The 22652-nt window shown below is 62.6% G+C and carries 23 protein-coding genes and 1 pseudogene; 11 read left to right on the forward strand and 13 right to left on the reverse strand.

Going from position 1 to position 22652, the window contains the following annotated elements:
* The 4 genes from QM801_RS13515 to QM801_RS13530 form a co-directional block, all read right to left on the reverse strand.
* On the reverse strand, nucleotides 1-909 hold the full coding sequence (locus QM801_RS13515; protein WP_415019735.1) for a carbohydrate ABC transporter permease: 909 nt from the start codon (nucleotides 907-909) through the stop codon (nucleotides 1-3).
* Nucleotides 910-1004: 95 nt separating this feature from the next.
* Nucleotides 1005-2306, reverse strand: coding sequence for an ABC transporter substrate-binding protein (locus QM801_RS13520; RefSeq protein ID WP_415019736.1), 1302 nt, complete (start codon nucleotides 2304-2306; stop codon nucleotides 1005-1007).
* A 167-nt stretch (nucleotides 2307-2473) separates the two neighbouring features.
* Entirely contained in the window at nucleotides 2474-3430 is a 957-nt protein-coding gene (locus QM801_RS13525; RefSeq protein ID WP_415019737.1) for a sugar-binding transcriptional regulator, read from the reverse strand.
* On the reverse strand, nucleotides 3420-4118 hold the full coding sequence (locus tag QM801_RS13530; protein ID WP_415019738.1) for an HAD family hydrolase: 699 nt from the start codon (nucleotides 4116-4118) through the stop codon (nucleotides 3420-3422). Before QM801_RS13530 ends, QM801_RS13525 begins: the two co-directional genes overlap by 11 nt.
* A 192-nt stretch (nucleotides 4119-4310) precedes the next feature.
* Between QM801_RS13530 and QM801_RS13535 the strand changes: the two genes are divergently transcribed.
* The 6 genes and pseudogenes from QM801_RS13535 to aroQ all read left to right on the forward strand — a co-directional run bounded on the left by QM801_RS13535 (nucleotide 4311) and on the right by aroQ (nucleotide 8690).
* The gene (locus tag QM801_RS13535; RefSeq protein WP_415020929.1) at nucleotides 4311-5705 is read left to right on the forward strand and encodes a circularly permuted type 2 ATP-grasp protein; all 1395 of its coding nucleotides are present in this window, start codon (nucleotides 4311-4313) and stop codon (nucleotides 5703-5705) included.
* Nucleotides 5705-6652: an alpha-E domain-containing protein gene (locus QM801_RS13540; protein WP_415019739.1), complete on the forward strand. Its 948-nt coding sequence runs from the start codon at nucleotides 5705-5707 to the stop codon at nucleotides 6650-6652. The genes QM801_RS13535 and QM801_RS13540 overlap by 1 nt, the downstream gene beginning before the upstream one ends.
* Nucleotides 6653-6663: 11 nt before the next feature.
* Nucleotides 6664-6735, forward strand: a pseudogene (locus QM801_RS13545) (hypothetical protein); the annotation flags it as partial.
* A 115-nt stretch (nucleotides 6736-6850) separates the two neighbouring features.
* The gene (locus tag QM801_RS13550; RefSeq protein WP_415019740.1) at nucleotides 6851-7474 is read left to right on the forward strand and encodes a transglutaminase-like domain-containing protein; all 624 of its coding nucleotides are present in this window, start codon (nucleotides 6851-6853) and stop codon (nucleotides 7472-7474) included.
* A 22-nt stretch (nucleotides 7475-7496) separates the two neighbouring features.
* A complete protein-coding gene (locus QM801_RS13555) occupies nucleotides 7497-8228 on the forward strand; it encodes a peptidase (protein ID WP_415019741.1) in 732 nt (243 codons plus the stop codon).
* Between the two features lie 24 nt (nucleotides 8229-8252).
* On the forward strand, nucleotides 8253-8690 hold the full coding sequence (aroQ, locus tag QM801_RS13560; RefSeq protein WP_415019742.1) for a type II 3-dehydroquinate dehydratase: 438 nt from the start codon (nucleotides 8253-8255) through the stop codon (nucleotides 8688-8690).
* Here aroQ and QM801_RS13565 read toward each other — a convergent pair.
* Nucleotides 8676-9788: an NAD(P)/FAD-dependent oxidoreductase gene (locus tag QM801_RS13565; protein WP_415019743.1), complete on the reverse strand. Its 1113-nt coding sequence runs from the start codon at nucleotides 9786-9788 to the stop codon at nucleotides 8676-8678. The genes aroQ and QM801_RS13565 overlap by 15 nt on opposite strands.
* Before the next feature lie 67 nt (nucleotides 9789-9855).
* Nucleotides 9856-10230 carry a hypothetical protein gene (locus QM801_RS13570; protein ID WP_415019744.1) on the reverse strand — a complete coding sequence of 125 codons (375 nt, stop codon included), beginning with the start codon at nucleotides 10228-10230 and terminating at the stop codon, nucleotides 9856-9858.
* 463 nt (nucleotides 10231-10693) lie between these two features.
* Here QM801_RS13570 and QM801_RS13575 point away from each other — a divergent pair, with 463 nt between their 5' ends.
* The gene (locus QM801_RS13575) at nucleotides 10694-11182 is read left to right on the forward strand and encodes a TRAP transporter small permease (RefSeq protein WP_415019745.1); all 489 of its coding nucleotides are present in this window, start codon (nucleotides 10694-10696) and stop codon (nucleotides 11180-11182) included.
* 15 nt (nucleotides 11183-11197) lie between these two features.
* A complete protein-coding gene (locus QM801_RS13580; protein WP_415019746.1) occupies nucleotides 11198-12511 on the forward strand; it encodes a TRAP transporter large permease in 1314 nt (437 codons plus the stop codon).
* A 15-nt stretch (nucleotides 12512-12526) separates the two neighbouring features.
* Here the strand turns inward: QM801_RS13580 and QM801_RS13585 are convergent, their stop codons facing one another.
* Complete coding sequence (locus tag QM801_RS13585; RefSeq protein WP_415019747.1) at nucleotides 12527-13216, reverse strand: DUF2268 domain-containing putative Zn-dependent protease; 690 nt, start codon at nucleotides 13214-13216, stop codon at nucleotides 12527-12529.
* A gap of 343 nt (nucleotides 13217-13559) precedes the next feature.
* Here QM801_RS13585 and QM801_RS13590 point away from each other — a divergent pair, with 343 nt between their 5' ends.
* The gene (locus QM801_RS13590; protein WP_415019748.1) at nucleotides 13560-13769 is read left to right on the forward strand and encodes a hypothetical protein; all 210 of its coding nucleotides are present in this window, start codon (nucleotides 13560-13562) and stop codon (nucleotides 13767-13769) included.
* A gap of 4 nt (nucleotides 13770-13773) precedes the next feature.
* Here the strand turns inward: QM801_RS13590 and QM801_RS13595 are convergent, their stop codons facing one another.
* Nucleotides 13774-14040, reverse strand: coding sequence for a hypothetical protein (locus QM801_RS13595; RefSeq protein WP_415019749.1), 267 nt, complete (start codon nucleotides 14038-14040; stop codon nucleotides 13774-13776).
* 112 nt (nucleotides 14041-14152) lie between these two features.
* Nucleotides 14153-14875: a Crp/Fnr family transcriptional regulator gene (locus QM801_RS13600; RefSeq protein ID WP_415019750.1), complete on the reverse strand. Its 723-nt coding sequence runs from the start codon at nucleotides 14873-14875 to the stop codon at nucleotides 14153-14155.
* A gap of 356 nt (nucleotides 14876-15231) precedes the next feature.
* Here QM801_RS13600 and QM801_RS13605 point away from each other — a divergent pair, with 356 nt between their 5' ends.
* Complete coding sequence (locus QM801_RS13605; RefSeq protein ID WP_415019751.1) at nucleotides 15232-15465, forward strand: hypothetical protein; 234 nt, start codon at nucleotides 15232-15234, stop codon at nucleotides 15463-15465.
* Nucleotides 15466-15606: 141 nt separating this feature from the next.
* Entirely contained in the window at nucleotides 15607-15852 is a 246-nt protein-coding gene (locus QM801_RS13610) for a hypothetical protein (RefSeq protein WP_415019752.1), read from the forward strand.
* Nucleotides 15853-15864: 12 nt separating this feature from the next.
* Here the strand turns inward: QM801_RS13610 and QM801_RS13615 are convergent, their stop codons facing one another.
* From QM801_RS13615 to QM801_RS13630, 4 genes are all read right to left on the reverse strand, one after another.
* Nucleotides 15865-17901 carry an EAL domain-containing protein gene (locus QM801_RS13615; RefSeq protein ID WP_415019753.1) on the reverse strand — a complete coding sequence of 679 codons (2037 nt, stop codon included), beginning with the start codon at nucleotides 17899-17901 and terminating at the stop codon, nucleotides 15865-15867.
* Nucleotides 17902-18214: 313 nt separating this feature from the next.
* Nucleotides 18215-18877: a response regulator gene (locus QM801_RS13620; protein WP_415019754.1), complete on the reverse strand. Its 663-nt coding sequence runs from the start codon at nucleotides 18875-18877 to the stop codon at nucleotides 18215-18217.
* A gap of 1 nt (nucleotide 18878) precedes the next feature.
* Nucleotides 18879-20282: a sensor histidine kinase gene (locus tag QM801_RS13625; protein ID WP_415019755.1), complete on the reverse strand. Its 1404-nt coding sequence runs from the start codon at nucleotides 20280-20282 to the stop codon at nucleotides 18879-18881.
* Between the two features lie 56 nt (nucleotides 20283-20338).
* Nucleotides 20339-22534 (reverse strand): hypothetical protein, encoded by a 2196-nt coding sequence (locus tag QM801_RS13630; protein WP_415019756.1) that lies wholly within the window; start codon nucleotides 22532-22534, stop codon nucleotides 20339-20341.
* Between the last annotated feature and the right edge of the window lie 118 nt (nucleotides 22535-22652).

Here is a 22652-nt window from a genome sequence, read left to right on the forward strand (position 1 = left end):
TCAGCCCTCCAGGTTCTTGCCGATCATGCGCATCAGGAAGAAGGCGACGATGTTGGCGAGCACCACGGCGATGAGGCCTCCGGCGGATGCGCCACCGATGTCGTTCGAGATCAGGCCGTACTGATAGACGAGGAACGGCAGGTTGCCGGCGCGCCCGCCCGAGCCCGAAACATAGATTTCGGCAAAGACATTGAGCAGGAAGATCGTCTCGATCAGCACCACCACGGTGACGGGCCGTGCCAGATGCGGCACGATCATGTACCAGAAGAAGGAGAGTGGCGGCGTGCCGTCCATCTGGGCTGCTTCCTTCTGCTCCTCGTCGAAGGATTGGAGTGCAGTGAGCAAGATCAGCGTGGCGAAGGGCAGCCATTGCCACGCCACCATGATGACGATCGCCGTCATGGGGTAATGGGCGAACCAGTCGATGGCGCCGAAGCCCAAGGATTTCGTGATCCAGGCGATGAAGCCCTGCACGGGATGCATCATCATGTTCTTCCACACCAGCGCGGAGACGGTGGGCATGACGAAGAAAGGTGCGATCACCATCAGGCGGACGATGTTGCGGCCCATGATCGCCTGGTCGAGCAGGAGAGCGAGCAGCGTGCCGCCCACCACGGAAATCAGCAGCACCCAACCCACGAGGATGAGCGAGTTCGCCATGGCCTTGAAGAAGGCGGGATCGGTGAGGAAGTAGTAGTAGTTCGAGGTGCCGGCGAAACAGCGGTTCGCCTCGTCGAAGAGCTGGCCTGGCGTGAGCAGCGAGCAGGCGTAGTTCGGATCGAGCAGGTTGTAGCGCAAGAGCGAGAACCAGATGGTCATCGCCAGGGGCACGATCATCCACAGGAAGAGTGCCACCACCGAAGGCGCCACCGCGAGGCGGCCGAGTTGACGTGATTGCTGTGTCGCCATGTTGCCCACCCTGGAACCGAGGCGCCGCATGAAGCGCGGCGAAAATGACTGCCCAGCTTAGCGCCGGGCAGTCCAGTCGTCATGGGAGGAAGGCGTTACTTGATGTAACCGGCCTTGGTCATTTCGCGGGTCGCCGCATCCTGCGCTTCCGCAAGTGCTTCATCCGCGGTCTTTTCGCCAGCAAGCGCTGCCGAGAAGATCTGGCCCACAGTGGTGGCAAGACCGGCAAACTCCGGAATGGCCACGAACTGCACGCCGACATAGGGCACCGGCTTCACGGTGGGCTTGGTCGGGTCAGCCGAGTTGATCGAGTCGAGGGTCATCTTGGCAAACGGAACCTTGGCGTATTCCGGGTTGGCATAGAGCGAGGTGCGCGTGCCCGGAGGAACGTTGGCCCAGCCTTCCTTCGCCGCCACCAGTTCGGTGTAGTGCTTCGAGGTGGCCCAGCCGATGAACTTCTGGGCGGCGTCTTCCTTCTGCGTGCCGGCGGGAATGGCCAGAGACCAGGCCCACAGCCAGTTGCCGCGCTTGCCGAGGCCCTTGTCCGGGGCGAGAGCGAAGCCGACCTTGTCGGCAACGGTCGAATCCTTGCCCGTCACGAAGGAGGCAGCGACCGTGGCGTCGATCCACATGCCGCACTTGCCGGCGTTGAAGAGGGCGAGGTTTTCATTGAAGCCGTTGGACGACGCGCCGGGAGGGCCATCGGCCTTCAGGAGGTCGAGATAGAAGGTGAGCGCATCCTTCCATTCGGCGCTGTCGAACTGGGGCTTCCAGTTCTCGTCAAACCAGCGGGCGCCGAAGGAGTTGGAAGTGGCGGTGATGAACGCCATGTTCTCACCCCAGCCGGCCTTGCCGCGGAGGCACACGCCATAGATTTCCTTGTCCTTGTTGGTGATCTTGTCGGCGATGCGCTTGATGTCGTCCCAGGTGGGCGCATCCGGCATCTTCTCGCCGGCGGCTTCGACGAGGTCCTTGCGGTACATGACCATGGAGCTTTCGCCGTAGAACGGTGCAGCCATCAGCTTGCCATCAACGGTGAGGCCGCCGGCAATGGCGGGCAGCAGGTCGGCCGGGTCATCGACCTGGGTGAGCGGCACGAGCCAGCCCTTCTTGCCCCAGATCGGAACTTCATAGGTGCCGATGGTGAGAACGTCGAACTGGCCGCCCTTGGTGGCGATGTCGGTCGTCACCTTTTCACGCAGCACGTTTTCCTCGAGCGTCACCCACTCGAGTGAAATGTCCGGATTGGCCTTGGTGAAGTCGTCGGTCAGACCCTGCATGCGGATCATGTCGCCGTTGTTCACGGTGGCGATGGTGAGCTTGGTTTCGGCGAACGCGGTCGAGGACAGCGCGGCGATGGCGAGCGCGCCAAGCACGCCCTTCAGCATTGATTTCATTTTGGAACCTCCCATGTGCAACCTGAGCTTTTGCTCACGGCGCGGGAATATGTCACATCGAGGCTGCCAATGAGTCAAGGCGGATTCGTCGCTGCGGCGCCGAACGGACTTTTCCGCAACGCGGCAACAGATTGATTTTAAACGCTGATTTCAAATTGAGCATTCGCTCATTTCTTTAGCAATTGTTCGGCCATGGTCTCGTTGGTGATCAGGCCATTGATCAGATGACCCACCAAAGCCCCCCTGATCGCCTTGAGGCGGCCGGGCGCCATGGCCACGCCCACGACCTTGCGGCGCACCGGGGATTCGAGCGGCACGCTGAGCACCCGGTCGTTCACCAGACCCTCCACCAACTGCCCGTCGGCGTCGAAGCTCCAGCCGGTGATTTCACCCACCGCGCCTGCCTTCACCATGGCGCGCAGCTCGTCGGCACGCACGAAACCATCGCGCAGAAGGGCGGCGGTATCGTCGACGGTGCCGATGCCGACGTAGGTCACGTCCGCCTGGGCGGCGAGGTCCATGACGTTCTTCAGCGACTTCTGCGCAATGAGCAGGTTCTTCTCGTGGATGGTGGCGGCGATCACCGGAAAGGGCATGGGATAGTGCGGCGCGCCCACCCGGTCTCCGACGCGCGAGGCGACGTCGAACACCGTGGCCGAACCATCCGGCCCGATGTTGCCGACCAGCGAGACGATCTTGTGCTGCGGACACTCCATCGGGCTGATCTGCTCGGCGACGGCGCGCAGGGTGCGGCCCGTGCCGAGGGCGAGGATCACCGGATGCTGCGAGACGAGATAGGATTCCATTTCCGCCGCCGCGGCTTCGACGATGCCGAGTGTCTCGGAGGTGCTTGTGGGATCGGCGGGAACGACCTCGCAAGACTCGAGGCCCCAGCGTTCCTTCATCCTGTCGGAGAGTTCGAGGCAGCGGCCGAGCGGATGATCGAAGCGCACCTTGATGAGGCGCTCGGTGACGGCAAGCGAGACAAGACGCTGCGCCGTCTGCCGCGAAATGCCGAGCTTCTTCGCGATCTCGTCCTGGGTGTTGCCGGCGATGTAATAGAGCCAGCCAGCCCGCGCGGCGTCGTCAAGACGTTCCTTCTCTGGTTCCGGTTTACGCGCCATGGGCCTTCTCCTCGCCCGCATCTGCTACAGCGGGTGGCGCACAAATGCCAGCGCGTGCGAAAGCCGCAAGCAACTCCGCCATGTCGGCGATGCGGCGGTCGGGTTCGAGTCCGGGCGGCAGTTCATAGCCCGCCTTGATGTGCACGCCGCCCCTGAAATGCCAGACCTGCATGCCCGCCGCCTGGGCGGCGAGAATGCCCATTTCGCTGTCCTCGATCACGAGGCAGCGCTGAGGATCGGCAGACATGCGCTCGGCCGCGAGCAGGAAGAGATCGGGCGCGGGCTTGCCGTTCGTGACCTCGGAGGCGGTGCTGCAGCGGCCACGGAAGAAGGGTTCGAGCCCCGTCACCTCGAGCGAGACGGCAAGGCGCTGCGGCGAACTGCTGGTGGCGAGCGAGAAGGGCACGGCCATGCTCTGCAGAACGGGGAAAATGCCCGCCATGGGCTGGAGGTCCGCCCGCATGCGGTCGAGCAGGCGGGAACGGTAATGCGTCTGGAAATCATCCGGCATGGGGCGGCCGAAGCGGGTGAGCACGCGCGCGGCGGCATTGGCGAAGCTGCGGCCCAGGAAGTCGGTGCGGAAGATCTCGGGGGTGATGGGCAGGCCGATTTCGGCCATCATGCCCATGAGCACCGCCGCCGAAAGACCCTCACTGTCGACCAGCACGCCGTCGCAGTCAAAAATCACGTGTGTAAACGGCGCTTCCGTGCCCACGACTTTCGTCTCCCGCCTCCGGACATGCCAAAGCCCCGGGCCGGGTGCAAGCATCGACGGCAGAACTGCCTTAATTTGCAGCAGCACGACACTTGCCAAGTCATTGGAATTGACGCCATCATGGGCAGGACAAGGGGCGTTGGCGTGGCAGACATCTTCAATGAAATGCAGGACAAGTCGGGGCAGGTGCGAAGCCCCTACCTGCGGGTTGAAGACTGGCTGAAGACACTCAAGCGCAAGGATGTGGACCGGGCCATCAAGGAGGCGGAGAACCGTTTCCGCCGCCAGGGCATCACCTTCGCTGTCTACGGCGACAAGGAGGCCGCCGAGCGCCTCATCCCCTTCGACATCATTCCCCGCGTCTTCGCCGCCTCGGAATGGCGCCGCCTCTCGGCCGGCATCGAGCAGCGGGTGCGCGCCCTCAACGCCTTCATCCACGACATCTATCACCGCCAGGACATCCTGCGGGCAGGCCGCATTCCGGCTGACGTGATCATCCAGAACAGCGCCTTCGTGCCGGAGATGATGGGCATCAATCCGGCACGCGGCATCTACTCCCACATCATTGGCATCGACATCGTGCGGATCAGCGAGAACGAGTTCTATGTTCTCGAAGACAATTGCCGCACACCGTCCGGCGTCTCCTACATGCTGGAAGACCGTGAGACGATGATGCATCTCTTTCCGGAGCTCTTCGCCCACCAGCGCGTGGCGCCGGTCGAGAATTATCCCGCCCTGCTCCGCAAGACGCTGGAAAGCGTGGCGCCGCCCGCCTGCGAAGGCGAACCCACCATCGTCGTGCTCACCCCCGGCATCCACAACTCGGCGTTCTTCGAACATGCGTTCCTCGCCGATGAAATGGGAGCCGAACTCTGCGAGGGTGACGATCTCTTCGTGATGGATGGCGCACTCTACATGCGCACCACGCAGGAGCCGCTGCGCGTCGACGTCGTCTACCGCCGCATCGACGATGCCTTCCTCGATCCGCTCACCTTCCGCCCGGACTCGACGATCGGCGTGCCCGGGCTGTTCGATCTCTATCGCGCCGGCAAGGTGACGATCGTCAATGCGCCGGGCACCGGCATTGCCGACGACAAGGCGATCTATACCTACCTGCCCGACGTGATCGAATTCTATACGGGCGAAAAGCCGCTCCTGAAGAACGTTCCGACATGGCGCTGCTCGGAGCCGCAGTCGCTGAAATACGTGCTCGATCATCTCGCCGAACTGGTGGTGAAGGAAGTGCATGGCTCCGGCGGCTACGGCATGCTGGTCGGGCCGACCTCGTCCAAGAAGGAGATCGAGGCCTTCCGCGCCAAGCTCAAGTCGAACCCGAAGAACTACATCGCCCAGCCGACGCTCTCGCTTTCGACGGTGCCGACCTATACGTCCTCCGGCGTGGCGCCGCGGCATGTGGACCTGAGGCCCTTCGTGCTCTCCGGCGACCGCGTGCGCATCACCCCCGGCGGCCTCACCCGCGTGGCGCTGAAGAAGGGCTCGCTCGTCGTCAACTCCAGCCAGGGAGGCGGCACCAAGGACACCTGGGTGCTGGAGGACTGATGCTCGGAAGGACCGCTTCATCGCTGTTCTGGATGTCGCGCTACATGGAGCGGGCCGAGAACATGGCGCGCCTCCTTGAAGTGGGACATCGCATTTCGCTGATGCCCGGCGCCATCGAAGGCCATCGCGACGAATGGCGCTCCACCCTGTTGAGCGCCGCCTGCGACCAATCCTACGCCGCCAAGTACGACACCATCACGGCGCAGAAGGTGGCGGATTTCCTGATCTTCGACGAGAGCAATCCCTCGAGCATCCGCTCCGTCGTGCGTACTGCCCGCAACAACGGACGCGCCGTGCGGACAGCACTCACCCGCGACGTGTGGGAAAGCATCAACACCACGTGGAACGATCTCGTGGCGGTGAACCCCGCCGAACTCACGCCGGACCGCCTGCCCGTCTTCCTCGACTGGGTGAAGCAGCGCTCCATGTCGTTCCGCGGCGCCATTCTGGGCACCATGCTCCGGAACGAGAACTACTACTTCAGCCAGCTCGGCAACTTCGTCGAACGCGCCGACAACACCGCGCGCATTCTCGACGTCAAGTATTTCATCCTGCTGCCCAAGGCCACCGACGTGGGCAGCGACATCGACCTGCACCAGTGGGGACAGATCCTGCGCAGCGTCTCGGCGCACCGGGCCTATCGCTGGTTCTACCGCAACAGCGGCTACAAGGCATGGCTTGTCGCCGAGTTCCTGATCTTGCGCGAGGAGATGCCGCGCTCGCTGCTGTTCAGCTATTCGTGGATCTGCACGGCATTGGCAGGTCTCGCGCAGCTTCACGGCAAGCGCTACGACATTCATGCCCAGGCTGAGGAGACGCGCGACGGCCTGCGCAAGGGGCGGATGGAAGACATCTTCCAGAGCGGGCTGCATGAATACCTGCAGCACTTCATCCAGAGCAACAACCAGTTGTCGCGTGACATCGCCACGACCTACAACTTCCCCTGAGCGGACGGACGATGCGCCTCAAGATCCAGCACGCCACCCACTATGCCTATGACGCCGCACCCTCCTACCTGGTGCAGCGGCTTTATCTCATGCCGGTGAACTTCGAAGGGCAGCGCACGATCTCCTGGACGATCTCGGCGCCGGGGATCGAGTTCGAGCCTCAGTCACAAGGACGGCTTCGGCAACATTACCCATCTCGTGACGGTGCGCGGCCATTCCGGCGTGCTCACCATCGCGGCCGAGGGCGAGGTCGAAACCTCCGACACGGCGGGCGTCGTGCGGGGCATTCCCAATCTCATTCCCGAGGCGGTCTACCTGCGCCAGACCCCGGCGACCCAAGCCAGCCCGGACCTGATGAAGTTCGCTTCGCGCTTCGACCGCAAGCTGCCGCCGCTCGAGCTGGCCCATTCCATCATGCGGGCGGTGCATGAGGCCGTGGCCTACGAAGTGGGCACCACCCACGCTCACACCACCGCCGCCGAAGCCTTCAGTGATGGCCGCGGGGTCTGCCAGGACCACGCCCACATCATGATTACGCTGGCGCGGCACCTCGGCCTTCCGGCCCGCTATGTGACGGGCTACCTGGTGACGGGGGTGGGCGCCTCCTCCGCCGCGGCCCACGCCTGGGCCGAGATCATGGTTCCGGACCTGGGCTGGGTGGGCTTTGACGGCGCCAACGGCCAAAGCCCGACCGACCACTATGTGCGGATCGCCGCGGGCCTCGATGCCGCCGCCGTGGCCCCGGTCAGGGGCTTCCGCCGGGGCGGCAGCGGCACCGAACAGATGACGGTTGAAGTTCGCGTCGAGATTGCGCAACAGTAGCCGAAACGGCTCGGAATCACCCATGACCTATTGCGTCGGAATGCTGCTGGACAAGGGCCTCGTCATGGCCGCCGACACCCGCACCAATGCGGGTGTCGACAACGTCGGCAAGTTCAAGAAACTCTACACCTGGGAATATCCGGGCGACCGGGTGTTCGTGCTGCTGACCGCCGGCAACCTCGCGGTAACGCAGGCGGTGGTGAGCATGCTCAGCGAACATGAACTGCATCCGCCGGAAGAAGGCGAGACGCTCAAGACCGCCACCACCATGTTCCAGGCGGCGCATGTGGTGGGCAATGCCATCCGCGAAGTGAAGGCGGTGGACGAAGCGCACCTGACGTCAAACGGCGAAGCCTTTGCCGCGAGCTTCATCTTCGGCGGCCAGATCGGCAAGGAGCGTCCGCGGCTGTTCAACATCTATGCCGCCGGCAACTTCATCGAGGCGACACCCGACACGCCCTTCTTCCAGATCGGCGAGCACAAGTACGGCAAGCCGATCCTGGACCGCGTGGCGCGGAGCGACATGGAACTGGGTGAGGCCGCGAAGATGGTGCTGCTCTCCTTCGATTCCACGCTGCGTTCGAACCTCAGCGTCGGCCTCCCCATCGACCTTCTCACCTACGAGTCCGGTTCGCTGAAGGTGGAACACACCAAGCGCATCGGTCCCGACGATCCCTATTTCAAGATGCTGTCCGCGGAATGGTCGAAGGCCCTGCGCACCGCCTTCGCAAACATCGAGGCGCTCGACATCTGAGCAACCGCACCCCATAAGCACCCCATGAGCAAGACGATCTACATCCTGAACGGACCCAACCTCAATCTGCTCGGCAAGCGCCAGCCGGAGATCTACGGCAAGGAGACGCTGGCCGACGTTGAAGCGTCGTGTGCCGAGGTGGGCAAGGGTTTCGGACTTGCGGTGAAGCTGCTGCAATCGAACCGCGAGGGCGACCTCATCGACTGGATCCACGAGGCACGCGACAAGGCCGCGGGGCTCATCATCAATCCGGGTGCCTTCACGCACACATCCATCGCCATTCTCGATGCGCTCAATGCCTATGACGGACCGGTGCTGGAAGTTCATATCTCCAACGTGCACAAGCGCGAAGCCTTCCGCCACCACTCCTATGTCTCTACGCGGGCCGATGGCGTGCTGGCGGGCTTTGGCGTGGAAGGTTATGCGCTCGCCATGCGGCGCATGGGCTCACTGGTCAAGTAATCCGGCCACGTAGTCGGCAATCGCCAGCGAACTGGTGAGGCCGGGCGATTCAATCCCGAACAGGTTGACGAGGCCGCGCAGGCCATGCTGCGCCGGGCCGTCGATTCGGAAATCTGCGTTGGCTTCACCGGGACCGCTGATCTTGGGGCGGATGCCGGAATAGGTGGGCGTGATCTCGCGATCCGCGAGCCCGGGCCAATAGGGCAGACAGGCGGCGCGGAACTTTTCCGCCGCACTCTCCGGCACGGTGTAGTCGACCCGGTCGATCCAGGTGATGTCGGGCCCAAGCCGCACCTGCCCCTGCATGTCGAGCGTGGCATGGATGCCGAGCGCGCCCGGTACCGGCACGGGATAGATGAGACGCGAAAAGGGCGATTTGCCGGAGACGCTGCAATAGGCCCCGCGGGCGAGGTGGTGGGGCGGAATGTGTTCGGGCGGCAGCCCCGCAATGCCGCGCGCCACATCCCACGCGCCGAGGCCTGCCGCATTGATGAAACGATCGCAGGCGAGCGTCATCTCCCCATCGTCACCGGCAGCGACCCGCACCTCGAAACCATCTGCCGTTGGGAACGCCGCAATCATCCGGGTACGGAGCGAGAGCAGCGCGCCATGGGCTTCCGCCTCGCCGAGCAGCGCCATCATCAGGCCGTGGCTGTCGACAATGCCGGTGGAGGGAGAAAAAAGCGCCGAGGTGCAGTTCACCTCCGGCTCCAGCGCCTGCGCTTCCGCCCGCGTGAGGCGGACGAGATTGCTGACGCCGTTGGCGCTGGCATGGGCGGCGATGCCATTGAGCTTCGCTTCTTCTTCTGCCGAGGTGGCGACGATGAGCTTGCCGAGCCGCTTCACCGCCACACCATTCGCCTCGCAGTAGCTGTAAAGCCTGTCGCGGCCCTCGACGCAGAGCCGGGCCTTGAGACTCCCTTTCGGATAATAAATGCCGGCGTGTACGACCTCCGAATTGCGTGACGACGTGCCCGTGCCGATATCGCCTTCCGCCTCGATGACCAGCACCTCGCGGCCACGGGTGGCGAGCGCACGGGCAATCGCGAGCCCCACGACCCCTGCTCCAACGACGATGATTTCCACCTTGTCCGACATGGGGGCTGTCTAAACCATCACCACGGTGCGGGAAAAGCGGCTTTTGGGCGCTGTTCCGGCGCAGGGGTCAGAAGGACTTGGTGACTGCGTGGACGAGCGAGAGCATCACGCTTTCGATGTCGGTGACCAACTGATTGAGCAACAGGTCCGGGGCAGGCGGCCGTTTCAAGCGGGCGGCGCTGAAGAAGCTGGCGCAGGTCTCCTGGGCGCGGCGGGTGGCGGCCAGCACCTGCTCATCGTCAAACCCGGCCTTGATGCGCGAGAGGACATGCGCGAGGTCCATCTCGCGCAGTTCCTTGCGGGCCAGTAGATTGAGGGTTTCACCCAGTGTCCGGATCTCGCCTGTAAGCGCCTCGATCGCCGAGCGCTCCGGACCCACCCTCTTCTCCGCCTCGAGGGCCAGTTCCCGGATCAGGGCTTCGGCAAAGAGCGGCAGGGACATTTCCGATTTTCCGGCAAGTACAAATCACAGAATCGCGGCACCACGACCGTCGTGCCGTCTCGGTCCGGCTATGACTTTCCATCGCCTGACGGTCAATACAACGCGGCCCGTTCCGGATCGTTCACAGCACATTTATTTCTTGGCGCATACACTTTTGGTTGCAATCATATATGCAAAACCCGCATTCCTTGAGTTGAATATGCAATCAAAAGACGCAACCCGCGCTCATGGCCTCCGGGACCGCCCGCCTCCGCACGATTGCGACCGGCCGGCCTTCACCACTCCTTAACCAAGAGGGCATTGACAACGTCTGCGGGAACATTCGTTCAAGGTCTCGCGTGTAGTTTCCGGAAACACTTCGAGACGCGACACCAACGGCCCCCGGAAAGACATGTCTGCCTCCACGCTTGAGAGTTCCTCCCCAATGCCCGCCACCGGTTTCGTCTCTGTCGTGAGACGCGCCTTGGACGCGCTCTATCTTGCCGCAGGCTTCGCCGCCGCCGCCTGTGTCGCCCTCATCCTTCTCACCACGCTGGTGCAGATCGGCGCCCGGGCCGCGGGTGTCACCGTGCTCGGCCTCACGTCGTATGCCGGCTACCTGATGGCTGCCTCCACCTTCCTCGGCCTGGCCCATGCCCTCAATTCGGGCTCGCACATCAGGATCGAGACCATCGGCAAGCTTCTGGGCAAGAACCGCTACTGGCTGGACCTCTTCGCCTTCGCGGTCGCCTCGGCCGTCGCCGTCTGGTTTGCCTGGTATTCCTGCAGCATGGTCTACTGGACCTATGTGCTGAACGACATAAGCTCGGAACTCGACGCCACGCCGCTGTGGATCCCGCAGTCCACCATGGCGATCGGCACGGTGCTGTTCGCCATCGCCATTCTCGACAATTTCCTGACCCTGCTGCTGACCGGCCACCACCGCATTCAGGCCAGCACCGAAACGCTCTGACGAGGCCTGCCCACCATGGATCCCATTCTGACGGTCAGCCTTCTTCTCGGCCTGATGTTCCTGCTTCTCGCTGCGGGCGTGTGGATTGCGCCCGTGCTGATGGCTGTTGCCGCCGTTGCCATTGACGTGATGGCGGGACGGCCCGCCGGTTCCTCGATTGCCACCACGGCGTGGTCGGCCTCCTCATCATGGATGCTGACGGCGCTGCCCATGTTCATCTGGATGGGCGACATCCTGTTCCACTCCCGCCTGTCCGAAGACATGTTCAAGGGCCTTTCGCCCCTGATGCGCCGCTGGCCGGGCGGCCTGCTTCACACCAACGTCATGGGTTGCACGCTGTTCGGCTCGGTCTCGGGCTCCTCCGTGGCGACGCTCACAACCGTGGGCAAGATGACCATTCCGGAACTGCGCAAGCGCGGCTACCCCGAGCACCTGATCGTCAGCACGCTGGCTGGCCCCGCCACGCTTGGACTGATGATCCCGCCGTCGATCATCATGATCGTCTATGGCGCGCTCACCAATGAATCGATCGCCAAGATCAACATTGCCGGCATCCTGCCCGGACTTGTGCTGGCCGCCATGTTCTCGCTCTACGTCGCCTTCAAGGCCCTCACCCTGCCCGGCTACAACCCGGTGCGTGAGGCCGAGGCCTCGTGGCGGGAAAAGCTCCATGCCTCGCGCAAGCTCATTCCCGTGGTGCTGCTTCTCTCCCTGGTGATCGGCTCGATGATGTTCGGTTTTGCCACCGCGACAGAAGCTGCCGCCGTCGGCGTGCTGGGCGCGCTGATGCTGGCCTGGGCCCAGGGCACCCTGACCAAGGACATGTTCATGACCAGCCTGATGAGCGCCACCCGCTCGTCGGTGATGATCTCGCTCATCCTCGTTTCGGCGGGCTCCCTGTCGCTCGCCATGGGCTATCTCCGCCTGCCCGAAATGCTGGCCACCTGGGTGGACAGCCTGCAGCTCACGCCCTTCTGGCTGCTGATGGGGCTTCTGGCGCTCTACACCATTCTCGGCCACTTCCTCGACGGCATTTCCTGCGTGGCCCTCACCATCTCCATCGTCGAGCCCATGGTGCGCCATGCCGGCATCGACATGATCTGGTTCGGCATCTTCATGGTGCTGGTCGTCGAAATGGCACAGATCACACCGCCCGTGGGCTTCAATCTCACCGTCCTGCAATCCATGACCGGGCACGACATGTTCAAGGTGGGCTGGTGGTCGGTGCCGATGCACGTGATCATGCTGGCGATGGTGTTCATCCTGATCGCGGTGCCGGGCCTGGCCACCTGGCTGCCTTCGCTGATGATGCCGGTGCACGGGGCTTAACCGGCCGCGCCTGTCTTACACCTGGGGCCGGACCCGCAGCACGACCGACCTCATCTCATCCCACACCGCAAGGACCGCAGGCGGGGCCACATCCACGAGACCGCTTGCCACCGCCTTCGGGTGGCTTTCGGCAAAGTGGCAGGCCAATCTGTACCCGAGGGCAAAGCCCGCCCAGCGCGGCAGGGCGCCCGCTCCGACAAACCACAGGGCGTGATCATAGCGGTCGTTCTCGAGATCCTGCTCGGCCTGCGCGATCACGGCTGGCCAATCCGCCGGGGCAAGCGCACTGCTCCACGGTGGTGACTCGGTTGCCGCAACAAGCTCTGAAAAAATGTCAGCCAGGCCTTCATAGACGAGTGTCTGGCCCAGCGTCATCGCAGGGCCCCAGACGGCCCAGCGCATGGCATGGTGAAGCTGGCGCGCGAGCACCCGGCGGAACAATCCAGCGTCCAGATCGCCGGCCAGGCGGAAGCTTACGGGATCGACCGACACCGTGATGAAACCGCGGCGAAAGCAGGCGCCGGTCACACTTGCCCCGCCATCCTCAGGCACGGACTGGATGACGACATCGATGGTGTGTTTGTGAAAACGCGGCGGAACGAAGCTGTCGATCTGCTCAACCAGACCGATTACCTCGTCGCTGAGCTGATCCCGCAGCCCCGCCAACGAACCCTCCGCCTCGAGAAAATGTAGCTGCAACCTCATGCAAGTGTCCGCCTTTGCTTGCGAAACGTCGGCTGCAGATGTGTCGGACATAAAGGATCAATGCGCCAATCAGTATACAATCTGGTCTTGCATGAAGAAGATCAGCAGCAGGCATGAACAACAGCATCGGGATATTTATTCAGCCCCCAACGAATACTTGTGTCTCCGCTGCCACGAATAAACATTCAGCGTACGGAGCATTGTCAGATTTCTGCGGGCCGTTTATTCACGGATGAAGAGCAAATCTTCCCTTCACTTGTTCTGGATCAATGAAAGCAGATTTGATGTATCCGAAATACACCTTCATACCCGTGCACTTTGCCCGCGGTGAAAGACACCTCTCATGAGCGTCGATCTCTATCAGAAGATATCCACCCTGCTCGATGACATGCAGAAATCCATCGATGCCACACGCAAATGCGCTGAAGGCGACCTGAGTTGCCTCACCACCCGCCTCGACAGCCTTGAAGCCAAGATTGCGGAATTGAAGACGACCCACGGCGCAAAAATGGAATGCACGCCGGGCGGATGCTGGCGCTGCCGCGCCGCCTGAACCATCAGCGCCGGGGGAAAGGCCCTGCGTTCTGCTTCCGCGCAACATAGGCCAGCGACTGTTCCTTCAGAACATCCTTCCGGCGCTCACCTTCCATTGCCAGCTTGATGATGAACTTGCCGATCAGGTCGCGAACTTCATCCGCCGCTTCGCCCGTCACGTGATACGCCGCTTCCGCAGCAAGCCAGGCTTCCTCGAAGGCCTCCGAGAACAGGGCAACCTCGTGCTCAGTGAACACTCCGGGCGGGAATCCGGCAGAAAACTTCGGCATTGTCTCGGACCCTTGAATACTGCTGGACGGGCATCTGCCGTTTCATGTCCACTTGTGGTCGGTCCAACAAGACTTCGTGCGGTACAGGACAGTTGAGGGCGCGGCGCAGTGCTCAACCTCCGGCAATCGGCCCCTGCGGGAAGAGCCGGTTGTATTCCCGCTCCGCCACGCCATAGCTGCCACCGGCCACATCAATGAGTCCGGGACGGTCGACAACGGTCACAAGGCCGCGGGCATTCTTGACGAGATGCAGCCCTTCCAGCTCGTTCAGGGCGTCGGTGACGCCGGGCCTGCGGACCGACAACATCGTCGACAGGAACTCGTGGGTCATGGGGATGCCGGGTGAATCTGACCGGTCCTGGCACATGAGCAGCCAGCGGGCGAGGCGCTGCGAGAGGCGGTATTGCGTGTTGGCCACCGTGGTTTGCGCCGCCTGGATCATGAAGGCCTGAATGAACCTGAGCGCCACGTCGCGAAAGGCGGGGATATCGTCCAGCAGGCGGCTGAACATGCGCGCATCGAGGCGCAGGGCACGGCCCGGAGACTGCACCACCACTTCCATGGGTGATGTCTCTGCCGCAAGGGCAAGCGACGTTCCGGTGAAGCCTTCACGTCCGATGATGCCGACCTCGCTCTGGATGTTGGTGGCGGACCGGGCGATGACGGAGGAGATGCCGGAGAGCGGGAAATAGGCGTGGGTGATGGGGGTGTTGGGGCTGTGCAGCAGGTCGCCATTCAGCAGATCGACGGCCTGCAGAAGTGGCGCGACATCCGACAGAAGGGCCGGATGAAGCTGCGACAGCAGGATGTTGCGGGTGATTTCGGCAAGGCCCATGGCCGGACTTCCTTCAAGTCATGGCGCGGCGTCCCGGAGGGCGTCCGTGCCGTTGCAAGATGTAAGGTAAGTACTGGTAAGGGCGCAGACGCGCGTCCGGTTCCATCACATGGTTTCATCGCACTGGCTGAACTTCCTCCGTGCAAGGACGATTACGTCAATACCCGGAGAGGTGGCAGGCCAGGATGCGAAGAACAATCAAACGGCGCAGGCCGCGTAAATCCTGCGCAATCACAGGCTGAAAACACTGTTTCATCACAAGCGCTGCGGGGGCGTATCTTGACGCCACTTACTCACATCACTAACTCAGGAAATATTCCTTTTTCCATCATCACGTTCAGGGCGGGAGCACAGTCATGGCAAGGGACAGGATCATCCGTCTGCAGATCATGCTCGATGACGAGGAAATGCGTGTCATCGAAAACTGGCGTTTCTCCAAGCGCATGCCGAGCCGGGCTTCGGCGGTGCGCGAACTGCTGCGCCGCGGGCTGGCAGCCGAAGGATTCCTTCTCGCCAATCCGGGACAGGCTTCGGATGGTTACGGCGTGGTCAACACGCCGCTTCCCGATGGCGAGAACGACGATTTCTGAGCCGTTACTCACTCTGCTCAGAAGGGCCGTTTCACCCCTTCTGTGATGAACCGGTCAAGCGCACACCCTGACAAGAGTGCCGGGTGTGCGGATTGTTTCGTCGTGCAAAGCGTGCACGATGGGCTTCTGATGGAGGCTCACATGCAAATCAATCTCAGCGCCAACATGCGCAACACGATCGCCGAAGAGATTCTCAAGGCGCAACAGGACGGCGGTATCCTCGACGTTGAAAAGACGGCCGAACGCATCCGCCTCAAGCATATCGAGGACAACGTCGCACTCGAGGACATTGCGGCAGCCCTGATGGGCGCAGGGTCCGATCTTCCCATGCAGATCGGAACGGATATCGAGGACATTACCGAGACGCGCCAATCTTCCGCCGCGTGAAGGGCCTGCGCCTCAATACGGCATTTGCAGCAGGGCACGCCGTTCCAGCGCCAGGGCTTCTGACTGCCGGGCTCCCGGCAGCAGGGCGCTCGGGCGCCCGAAGTAATAGCCCTGCAGCAGATCGCAGCCGGCAAGACGCATGAGACTGGCCTGTTCTGCTGTCTCGACGCCTTCGGCGACGATGCTGGCCGACATGCCCCTTGCAATCAGCACGGTGCCCTGAACGATCTGCTGGACCGCTGTATCCCTGGCGACGGCTTGCGTCAGGGTGCGGTCGAGCTTCACCTTGTCGAATTCGAAATCGCGGAGATAGCCGATGCTGGCGTAGCCTGCGCCGAAATCGTCGAGGGAGACGACGATTCCGCTCTCCTGCAAGTCCTTGATCACCTTCCGGGTGCGCTTCGGGTTCTTGACCAGAACGCCTTCCGTCAATTCGATTTCCAGCTGGCTGCAGGGAAAGTTGAGATGCTCCAGGGTGGACAGGAGATCGGGCACGAAGCGCGCATCGCCCACCTGCAACGGCGAGATATTGACCGAGAGATTGAGATCGGGCCGCCCGGCCAGCGCAACGCAGGCCTTGCGCAGCAGGAGGTTGCTCAGACTGCCGATCAGACCGAACTCCTCGGCCACTGCGATGAAGCGTTCAGGGCCGATCATGCGGCGGGAGTTTTCGGGCCAACGCGCCAGGGCTTCGACGCCGACAATCGCTTGCGTGTTGGCATCGACGATGGGCTGGAAGGCGATGCCAATCACGCCCTTCTCGATGAAGCTTCGGAGTTCCGAGGCGATGTCGAGGTTCTCGTTCCGCCTTGTGTCGAGGGCCGGGACAAAGCGGCGGAAGCAGTTGCCGCCCCGCTCCTTCGCATCATACATGGCGATGTCGGCACGGCGCATGAGTTCGTTGGGGTCCATCACATCCTGGACATTGTCGGAGATGCCGATGCTGGCGCCGATGGCAGCCACGCGGCCATCCACTTCGAAGGGCTCCTTGACGAACTCCAGGATCCGGCGCGCCAGTTCCTCCGACTGCGTGCGAGCCTGCTCGCTGACCAATAGGATGCCGAATTCATCGCCGCCGAGGCGGGAGACGAAGTGCTTCTCGCCCGCGAGAACCTTCAGACCGGCGGCAATGGCCCTGATCAGCCGGTCGCCCGTCTCGTGGTCATAGGCGTCGTTGATTGTCTTGAAGCCGTCGAGGTCGATGAAGAGGAGGGAAACGGGAAGGCCATGGCTGGACGCAAGTTCCTGATGAAGCTTTTCCGACAGGCTCAGGCGGTTGGGCAGGCTCGAGAGGGAGTCACAGCGTGCGGCCTCGCGCTCGCGCCGTTCGTTGGCGTGCAGGCGCCGCATGGTGCGGGCGTGGACGATGGAGATGGGCAGCAGCACCAGGATCATGGCGATCACCGACGAGAAGGCGAGCGAGGTGTAGCTGCTGCGTGCGGTGTCACCGGGATTGCGCGCCTTCCACGTCACCGTGGCGACGGGGGCACCCCAGTTGTCGAAGATGGGCACCGCCCCCTTCACGCCGGCCGCCAGCGGATGAACCTTCAGATCGTCGACAACGTATTGCCGGCTCAGCTTTGCCAGTTGCAGCGGGCCGATGGTGCGGGAGATGACCAGCTTGTTGTAGCGCCGCTCCGGTTCGATGTTCTCCGGCGAATACGGGATGATCGGCGCGGCCGAGACCACCGCAAGCCCGTCCCGTGTCCAGGCGAGCGAAGTGATGACGCGGAAATGCGCGGCCAGCGCCGGGGTCGCCGCAATCAGCCGCCGGAAGGCGCCGCCATAATAGGAACTCGGATCAATGTCGGTGACCTTGCCGTTGTGGAAGCCGGACAGCACTTCGCCCTGCGGCGAGATGACGAACATGGTGTCGTAATTCGGATCGGATGTCGTCGTTCCCCAGTTGTCGAAGACCCATTGCTGATCGACGCCATTGGCGGTGTGCTCGGCGGCGTCATCCCAGCGCGCGTTGTCGATGATCAGGGCGGAGATCTTTTCTCCGGCCGAGCCGAAAGCGGAATTCACCGCCTCCCAGCTGCGCTGCATCTCCTGACGGTCCACAGCCTCGGATATGCCATTGAGCATCCGAAGGCTAACGAAGGTTGTACCCAGTGTCGTGAGAAGGAGCGGCAATAAAATGAGGACGAAAACGTATCGTGGCGCCTTGGTTTTCACTGTCCCGCTCGATGAGATCAGGCAAGCCTTAGAGGCAATTTCCTAACATCGAAATAAGCCGAAGCTGATCATCTTAGCCGATGGTTCAACCAGATGCAGCCTGCTCCACCTGCTGCTCCGCGCATCGGCCGGAGCGATTCAACTCCAGCATCGTGCGGGCAATGCGATTTGAGCGTCCGTTGCGCTAGTTCTTCTTCGATGTGACGTTGCGTCCGAGGGCCAGCAACGCTGCTTCGGTGCGGTTCTTCACGCCGAGCTTCGAGAACATCTGGGTGTTGTAGTGCTTGATCGTCTCTTCGCCGAGCTTGAGCTTCTTGGCGATGGCGCGGTTGCTCAGGCCCTGCGAGATGAGATCAAAAATCTGCCGCTCGCGTTTGTTGAGCGAATCCAGCCGCTCGTCGCGCGGGCCCTGGGGGACGTCCTCGGCCCCCTCCTGCTGCGGCTCGGCAAAGAGCTTCGCGGCCAGTTCGGGCCCAACATGCTTCTTGCCCTCGCAGACGTTGCGGAGCACGCGGGCGAGTTCGTCGCCCTCGACGCCCTTCAGCACGTAGCCCGAAGCGCCGCACTCCATCGCCGTCCGGACATTTGCGAGATTATCGAACACGGAGAGGACGAGCATCTTCGGCGGATTGTCGAACTTCGAAATTCTTTCGACGGCGGACAGGCCGCCGCCCGGCATGTTGACGTCGATGATGAGGACGTCGATCTTTTCGCTGCGCGCCAGTTCCACCGCCTCGTCGGCGCTGGCGCCTTCGCCCACCACCTCGAAATCGCCCTGTTCGCGCAGCGTGTCCCGCAGTCCGCGCCGCATCATCGGGTGATCATCGACCAATGCCACTTTGATCATCTTAGCCGTCGCCTTGTTGTCCATCGATTGTCGGCAGGATTGCCTCGACTACAGTTCCGCCCCCGTCCGCTTCCGTGATCGTCAGCATGCCCCCCAAGGCATCGACCCGTGCCCGCATACCCCGCAGGCCCAGCCCCTTTACACTGCCGGAAGAGGCTTTGGAAATACCCGGCCCGTGGTCGGCGATTCGCAGCGCGATGGCACTCCCCGCCCGCTCAAGGGAAACGCTCTGGGCGCGGGCCTTTGCATGCTTGTAGGAGTTGTTGAGACCTTCCTGAACAAGCCGGTAAATGCAGTTGCGTTGCGCCAGGCTCCCGGCGAAATCACCGGACATGAAGCTCTTCTGGACGACCGTTCCGGTGTAGTCCTCGTGGGATTTGACGGCGAGGCCCGCTGCCTCGGCGAGCGTGCAATCCTGCAGTTCCGGCAGGGCGAGGCCCCCCGAGAGACGGCGGATGTCCGCCAGTGTCTCCGAGAGAATGTCCTTCAGGCTGTCGATTGCAGGCTTCGCCGCATCCACGGTGCGGGTTCTGCGCCGCAAGTCCGAAAGCCGCATCACCGCATAGGACAGACGCTGCGCCGGACCGTCGTGCAGATCAGCGCCTACATGTTGCAGAACCTGTTCGTTGACGCTGGAGACATTCTCGTTGGCGACTCTCAACTTCTCGCGCAGGCCTTCGTTGAGCTGCAGAAGTTCGGTGAGTTCGTTCACCTGCTCGCGCAGCAAGGCCTGCTGTCGGGCGATGGTCTGGCCGCCCTTGACGGCGATGCCGGAGAGAAAGGCGATCATCAACGCAGCGACGCCACAGACGAATAGCCAGCTTTCGGTGACGGCGCTGCGGACGTCCCGGCCCAGTTGCTCGCCATTGGCATAGAACTCGGAAACGGCGACGATCTTGCGGGTGACGGGGTCACGCAACGGCGCATAGACTTCGAGAAGGGGCACGCCCTGCAGCCGTTCGTTGATATCCTCGTCGTGCGGCTCGTCATCGAAATCCGCACCGACCTCGCCTGCAAGCGCCAACTGGAAAATCTTCGACGGCGGGAATTTCTGTCCCACGAGGCTGGGGAAAGTGCTGTACATCACCGTTCCGTTGGTGTGCCAGATCTTCATGGACACGATGGTCTTGTTCTCGCGGGCCCGCTCGAGAAGCATGTCCAGCCGCTGCTGCGAGACGGTGGAAATCTGCTCCCCGCGGGACAGTTCGGGCACATAGGGCGCGAGCAGGCCATCCATCGAGATGGCAATGGCGCTTGCGGTGTTGCGGACAACCGCATCGCCGATCTTCTCGGCAATCCACCAGCCGGTTACGGCCATACCCGGCAGCAGCACCATCACGGCCACGATGGCAAATTGCTTGGACAGCGAAAGGGATTGCCACAGGGCCCGGAGCGAAGCGATCATGCAGCAAGGCTTAGGCCAGTTTTGCGGCCCAAGGCAATGCAGCGCCTGCTGTTAACCTAAAACTCGTAACGAAATCCGGCAGTTGCGAGAATATCGATGGAGCGGGTGTCGCTGGCCGAAGTGGCGATATCCTCCCAGCGGGCGCCAAGCTCGGTTTCGAAGCTCCAGTGCCGGTCGAGCTTGTAGCGGCTGGCGAGACTGCCGCTCACCACATACTGCATCTGGTCCGATGTCTTGCTGTCACGCAGGCTGACGCGCAAACGCGGGCTCAGGCGCCAGTTTTCGCTGAGCATGAAGCGGTAATAGGCATCAGCCATATAGAAGTTACTGGAGTCGCTGGTGGAGTAGCGAAGGCCGAGATTGAGGCTGTCACCCTGGTCGAAGACGTCGGTGCCGGAGAGCTGTACCGAGCCATAGAACTCCACGCCGGGATCCGGAATGGCGTCCACGCCGCCCGATGCCGGCGTGCCGGAATAATCGGCCACCATCGCGTCAAGCGACACCTGCCAGTTGTCGGTGATATCCTGCGAGATGCCGAGGCTTGCCGTCTTGGCGGTGGCGGTTCGGTCGAGGGCAAGCTGATAGACATCCTCGAGACCGAAGACATCGACGAGACTTTGCAGATCGTCCTCCGTCTGGCCCATCAGGGCGTTCGATGTCACCAGGAAGGGCACGCGGCGGAAGTCGACGGTGCCGTAGATCGTGGTGCCGTCGCGCACGCGCCAGTTGGCGTTGAGGTAGGCGTTGTTCAGTTCCTTGTAGAAGATGTCGAAGTCGCCCGCGGCGTAGGCGGTGAGTGCCTGGTCATTGTAGCGGAGCTCGGCGCCGATGGCGCGGCGGTCGATGATCGACTCGACCTCCTGGCCAATGGCGTAGATGCCGCCCGCCCACTTGTCGCCCGGCAAGGTGTAGTCGAGGCTCATGCCGTAGAAGTAGCGCTGATCGGCAAAGGGCTTGGCGTCCCGGCGGTAGACCGGCGATCCGCCATAGGCTTCGATCTTGACGTCGTTGCCGAGGTCCCAGCCCAGCACCGCGCCGTCGAAGCGGCCGAAGACGCCGCCGGTGCTCTTGCTCTGCCGGCCCACCTTGGCGGAAAGACCGTTGTCCTTCATCCGTCCTTCGGCATAGAGCGCGCCGATGCTGGTGGTGTTGATGTCCGACTGCTGGCCGAAGCCCTTCTCGTTGAACAGCGAGGCACGCAGTTCGACTTCGTAATGCTGGTTCTCGCCATGCAGATAACCGTCGGCGGTGGAGAGCAGCTCGTTCTGGAAGACCTCATGCAGGCCATAGTTCTGCTTCAGCGGATCGGACGAGCGCAGGCTGTCGTTGCGGTAATAGTATTCCGCGATGCTGCCGCTCTTGTCCCAGGTCCAGGCATTGGGATCGGCAGCCTTGCCTTCGCGCCGGATCACCATGCCGCTGCCCGAGGCGCGGAGCCCCGGGTCCTCAACGCCTGGATCACCCTTGCCCGGTGCGGCTGCAAGGTCTTCCTCGCCGATATTGTTGGTCTTCAGGTCGGGGACCGTTTCCGGCGCGCGCTTGCTGCGCAAGGCGTCAAGCTGGCCCTGGGCGCTCTCGTCCATGGCCGCAAGCACGCCCGCAAGGCGATCCTTCACGCGTGCAGCGCCTTCCCCTGAGGGAAAGGTCTTGAGATAATCCTCGTAGACCGCCTTGGCGTGGGCGAGCTGGTTTGATCTTTCACGCGCAAGGCCGAGCATTTCCATGGCGTCTCGGCGGGTGTCGCCCTTGCCCGTATCGATCGCCTTGGTGAACAGCGCAATTGCGCGGGGATATTCCTTGGCGGCGAGCAGCTTCTTGCCTTCCTTCAAGGCCGCCGAGGGATCACGCGCACCCGGCACACCATCACCCTTCGAAGCCTCGTCCGATGCAGGTGAACCTTCATCCTCACCCGCCGCAGCACCGAGGCAGCTCTTGGCGCCAGACATCGATGCCACGTCGAGCCGGAGATGGCGTGAATTCGTATCCATCACGACGCGGTATTTCACCGCCCGCGCGAAGGAGATCTGGACGACCGCCTCGCGCCCCGCCTGGGGAATGAGGACAACCGATTCCAGTCCGGCCGGATTTCCCGACGGCACGGAGGCCGCCTCACGCTGCGGCGTGTCACCCAGTTCCTGATCTGCTTCGGTCTGTGATGTTCCCAGCACCTCGATCGTCACATCGACGCTTTGTCCACCGGAGCGCGGAGAATGATGACGATATCCCGCTGCCCTGTTGAACCGGACGTCCACCGTGCTGCAATTCTCATTACCGGTCACGCTCACGGTCGACAGCACCCGGTCCAGCGTCGCCTGGGCCAGTGCCTGTGGTCCGAAAACCGATATTGCCAGAATTGATACGCACGTACTG

Origin of the sequence: Aestuariivirga sp., assembly GCF_047600585.1 — a bacterium.
GTDB lineage: Bacteria > Pseudomonadota > Alphaproteobacteria > Rhizobiales > Aestuariivirgaceae > Aestuariivirga.